At 70.4% G+C, this 4,461-nt stretch carries 3 protein-coding genes and 1 tRNA gene; 2 read left to right on the top strand and 2 right to left on the bottom strand.

Features of this window, described 5'->3' with window-relative positions; all coding sequences use genetic code 11:
- Window positions 1-42: 42 nt before the first annotated feature.
- Window positions 43-2,181: an acyltransferase family protein gene (locus WH07_RS24620; protein WP_079023531.1), complete on the bottom strand. Its 2,139-nt coding sequence runs from the start codon at window positions 2,179-2,181 to the stop codon at window positions 43-45.
- A 200-nt stretch (window positions 2,182-2,381) separates the two neighbouring features.
- Window positions 2,382-2,454, bottom strand: a tRNA-Ala gene (locus tag WH07_RS24615).
- A gap of 187 nt (window positions 2,455-2,641) precedes the next feature.
- Here WH07_RS24615 and WH07_RS24610 point away from each other — a divergent pair.
- Window positions 2,642-3,190, top strand: a complete 549-nt coding sequence (locus tag WH07_RS24610; RefSeq protein WP_046504124.1) for a helix-turn-helix domain-containing protein — start codon at window positions 2,642-2,644, stop codon at window positions 3,188-3,190.
- 193 nt (window positions 3,191-3,383) lie between these two features.
- A partial coding sequence (locus tag WH07_RS24605; protein ID WP_052744548.1) for a serine/threonine-protein kinase occupies window positions 3,384-4,461 on the top strand: 1,078 nt, incomplete at its 3' end.

Genomic DNA, 4,461 nt, shown 5'->3' with positions numbered 1-4,461 from the left:
AGAGACAGGCCCTGCTCGCGCCCCCTCCTTGCCCGCGCCCCCTCAGAGATTCAGCTTCGCGCCGAAGAGTTCGGCCAGTCGGTCACCCAGCACGGGGGCGATGGCCGCGGCATACGCCTCGGACACATGGCTGTCGTCGCGGTAGACGACCGTGTTCGCCACGAGCACCGGGCAGTCGTCGGCGCGGGTGCACAGCCAGGGCTCGGGGTCGATCAGCGAGGCACCGGCCGACTTCACCGCGTCCTTGACCTCTTTCCGCCGCGACGGGTCATGGACCGCCTGAGGCAGATGGTTCGTACAGCGCCCCAGCCGCAGCGGATAGGACGCCGCGCAGTCGACCGCGTCCGTCTTCGGCCAGGGGGTGTCGAGCAGTACGGCGACCCGGGCCCCCGATTTCCCGAGCGCGCCGAAGGTCTCGCGGAACCCGTCGGTCCACTGCTGCGCGGGGTCGGCCGCCGGATGGGCCGGGGTACCCGCGTCCGAGGACGAGACGATCACCAGCGAGGGCCGGAGCGCGTTTATCTTCGTGATCGCCTTGTCACGCCAGGCGTCGCAGGACGCGTACGGACCGCCGTGATACACGGTGGTCACCGCCGCCGTTTTGCAGGACGCCTTCGTCAGCGACACCAGCTTCCAATGGTGCTTCAGCGCGAGCTGGTCGAGCGCGGGGAACCACTGGGCCGCGTGGGAGTCGCCGAAGAGCACGACGACCGTGTCCGAGGCGGGATCCCCGTAGACACACGGCGGCGTCTGCGTGCCGACGTACGCCACATGACAGCCGTCCCGGTAGACCGCCGACTTCGTCGACTTGATCTCGGTCAGGGCCGGGGTGAGATTGCTGGGCAGACTCGTACCGGACGTTTCCAGGAGCTGCCGCAGGCGCGGCAGCGGATCCGCCGCGGTCGCGATCTCCTGCTTCAGCTCCGGCGCGGCCTTGCCGGAGCTGATCGCCGGCGGGAAGAGGGACGCCGTCAGGGCGATCAACGCGGCGCCCGCCGACAGCCCGGCACCGAGCCCGAGCGCGCGGCCCGTCCGGCCCCGGAACACCGTGTGGAACCGTACGGGGTTCTCCACCAGCCGCAGGGTCGCCCAGGCCAGCGGCAGGCCGAGCACGGAGAACACCAGCGCCAGCCCGACACTGCCGGGCCTGCCCAGCGCCATGGGCCCGATGACCAGCAGCGGCCAGTGCCACAAGTACCAGCTGTACGAGATCCCGCCGAGCCAGACCGCCGGCCGCCTGGCGAGCAGCCACCGGGCGTCGTACGGAGCGGGCGAGCAGCCGCCGGCCAGTACGAGCGCGGTCCCGAGGACCGGCAGGAGCGCGTAGGCCCCGGGGAAGGGGGTGTCGTTGTCGTACCGGACAGCCGCCAGCAGTACGCAGGCCAGACCGGCCCAGGTCATCGGCGCGGCGGCCCTGGCGGGCAGCCGGTCGAGCCGCCCGGCCGCCAGGGCGAGCAGCGCGCCGACGCCCAGCTCCCAGAACCGGGTGTGCGAACCGAAGTACGCCCAGGACGCCGAGCCGCCTGTCGCCGTGACGCTCAGCCCGAACGAAACCAGACAGAGCACGGCGAGCGGCACCGCCAGAAGCCGTCCGCGCCGGCGCGCCAGCCGCCAGCTCACCAGGAGCAGCAGCGGCCAGAGCAGATAGAACTGCTCCTCGACGGCCAACGACCAGAAGTGCTGGAACGGTGAGGGAGGACCTCCCTCGGCGAGGTAGTCCGTTCCGTTGACGGCCAGCCGGATGTTCACCGCGTACAGCGCGCTGCTCAGCGCGTCACCCGCGTACTCCTCGAAGCGGACCTTCGACAGGAACAGCCAGGAGCCGACGAGAGTGGCGAGGACGACGAGCGTCGACGCGGGAAGCAGACGCAGCGCCCGGCGGGCGTAGAACTTCCGGATCGATATCCCACCCGAGGTGGACAACTCGCGCAACAGCAGCAAGGTGATGAGAAAGCCGGATATCGCAAAAAAGACATCGACACCGACATAACCACCGCTGAACCCTTTCACCCCGGCGTGAGAGAGGACAACAAGGGACACCGCCAACGCACGAAGCCCCTGCACATCGAGCCGCACGGCATGCCGCCCCCCGGCCGGCCCGTCGCCCGACGGGGCCCGGCCCCCGGAAGCACCGACGCCGGCAGCATCCGTGCCAGGAGCACCGACGGCGGGGGTCAACATGCTTGAGGGCCGCGAGGCATGGCCCTCGCGTGCTGGCGTCTTCACTCGATGTCCTCGCGTCGGCCGATGGAATCCGCACTGCACAGACCGCCGACTCGCTCGGACGGTTGTACGCCGGGGGTTATCCCATCACCGGGGCATCTGACGCCGGACACCGCCCTCCGGACCGCTTTTCCACAGGTCGGAGGGGACAAGAGAAGTGGAGCCTAGGGGAGTCGAACCCCTGACATCTGCCATGCAAAGACAGCGCTCTACCAACTGAGCTAAGGCCCCGGGACGGCTGGGATAAGGCCAAGCTGCTGTGCATGGCCCGTCCATCACCGGGAACCAGACTACCGGGTGTTTCCCGGGATCCCGCAAAAGGATTGGGACTCCCCGTGCGCGACCACGCTCCGTAAGATGCCCCACGAGGTTCGCAGCAGCGAAGCTGCCGCGATGGGGAAGCGATGGGGAGACGCAGATGGACGCCGCACAGCAGGAAACGACAGCGAGAGCCAGAGAACTCCAGAGAAGCTGGTACGGAGAGCCACTGGGGGCGCTCTTCCGCCGGCTGATCGACGATCTTGGCCTGAATCAGGCCAGGCTCGCCGCCGTGCTGGGGCTCTCCGCGCCGATGCTCTCCCAGTTGATGAGCGGTCAACGCGCGAAGATTGGCAATCCCGCGGTGGTCCAGCGGGTCCAGGCGCTGCAGGATCTGGCGAGTCAGGTCGCCGACGGCAGTGTCAGCGCGGGGGAGGCCACCGACCGGATGGAGGAGATCAAGAAGTCGCAGGGCGGCTCCGTCCTCACCGGTACCAGCCAGACCACGAACAGCTCGGGCGCACCGACCGTACGCCGGGTGGTCCGCGAGATCCAGTCGCTGCTGCGGTCGGTCGCCGCGGCCGGCGACATCATCGACGCGGCCGACTCCCTCGCCCCGACCCAGCCGGAACTGGCAGAGTTCCTCAGGGTCTACGGCGCCGGGCGCACCGCGGAGGCGGTCGCCCACTACGAAGCACACCAGAGCTAGCCCGGAGCGGGTCCGGGGCAGCGCCGGAGCCGGTCCGGATCCGGTCCGGAGCGGGTACGGGGCACGAGCGGGTACGGGATACGGGATACGGGAGAGCCGCACCGGAACTGACGGGAACCGGAGCGGGACGACCGGGCGGGGACCGGGGGCGGCGGGCCCCCGGACACGACGACGTGGGAGCGAGCGCGGCGCAATGGGTGAGGTCTTCGCGGGGCGGTACGAGCTGATCGACCCGGTCGGACGCGGCGGCGTCGGCGCCGTGTGGCGCGCCTGGGACCACCGGCGCCGGCGCTATGTCGCGGCGAAGGTCCTGCAGCAGAGCGACGCGCACACCCTGCTCCGCTTCGTCCGGGAACAGGCGCTCAGAATCGATCACCCCCATGTCCTCGCCCCGGCGAGCTGGGCCGCCGACGACGACAAGGTGCTGTTCACCATGGATCTGGTGAGCGGCGGATCGCTGGCACATGTCATCGGCGACTACGGGCCGCTCCCGCCCCGCTTCGTCTGCACCCTGCTCGACCAACTGCTCTCCGGACTGGCCGCGGTGCACGCCGAAGGAGTCGTGCACCGCGACATCAAACCGGCCAACATCCTGCTGGAGGCCACCGGAACGGCCCGGCCCCATCTGCGGCTCTCCGACTTCGGCATCTCCATGCGCAAGGGCGAGCCACGCCTGACGGAGACCAACTACGTGGTCGGTACGCCCGGTTACTTCGCTCCCGAGCAGATGATGGGCGCCGAGCCCGACTTCCCCGCCGATCTCTTCGCGGTCGGTCTGGTCGCCCTCTATCTGCTCCAGGGTCAGAAGCCCGATTCCAAGGCCCTGGTGGAGCTGTTCCTCGCCCATGGCACGCCCGGGGCGCCGCAGGGCATTCCCGAGCCGCTGTGGCAGGTCCTCGCGGGCCTGCTCCAGCCCGATCCGAACGCGCGGTTCCGTACGGCCACGGGCGCGCGCAAGGCGCTGGCGTCGGCCGCGGAGCTGCTGCCCGAGCCGGACATCGACGACGAGGTCGTCGAGATCTTCGACCAGATCGGGCCGCTCCCCGCCGCGTTCGGGCCCGACGGGCCCGTCGCGGGCGCGGGTTCCGACCCCCGTCCCGAGGTCCGGCCGACAGGGCCGAACAGCGGCTCGTACAGCACCGGCACCCCCCACGCCGGTCCCCACACCGGTCCGCACACCGATCCGTCGACCGATCCCCGCGCGGCTCTGCGGACCGGCGGCGAGCCGTCCGTACCGCTGCCTCCCCCCTCGGCGCCGGTCACTCCGACCC

The sequence above is a fragment of the Streptomyces odonnellii genome (assembly GCF_000981895.1).
GTDB lineage: Bacteria > Actinomycetota > Actinomycetes > Streptomycetales > Streptomycetaceae > Streptomyces > Streptomyces odonnellii.
The sequence above is the reverse complement of the archived record's forward strand: the minus strand, read 5'-3'. Positions and strand labels throughout refer to the sequence as shown.

What these genes read in the sequence shown, in the direction of transcription:
- WH07_RS24620 (WP_079023531.1), bottom strand. Translation starts at nt 2,181, where the DNA reads ATGTTGACCCCCGCCGTCGGTGCTCCTGGCACGGATGCTGCCGGCGTC.
- WH07_RS24610 (WP_046504124.1), top strand. Translation starts at nt 2,642, where the DNA reads ATGGACGCCGCACAGCAGGAAACGACAGCGAGAGCCAGAGAACTCCAG.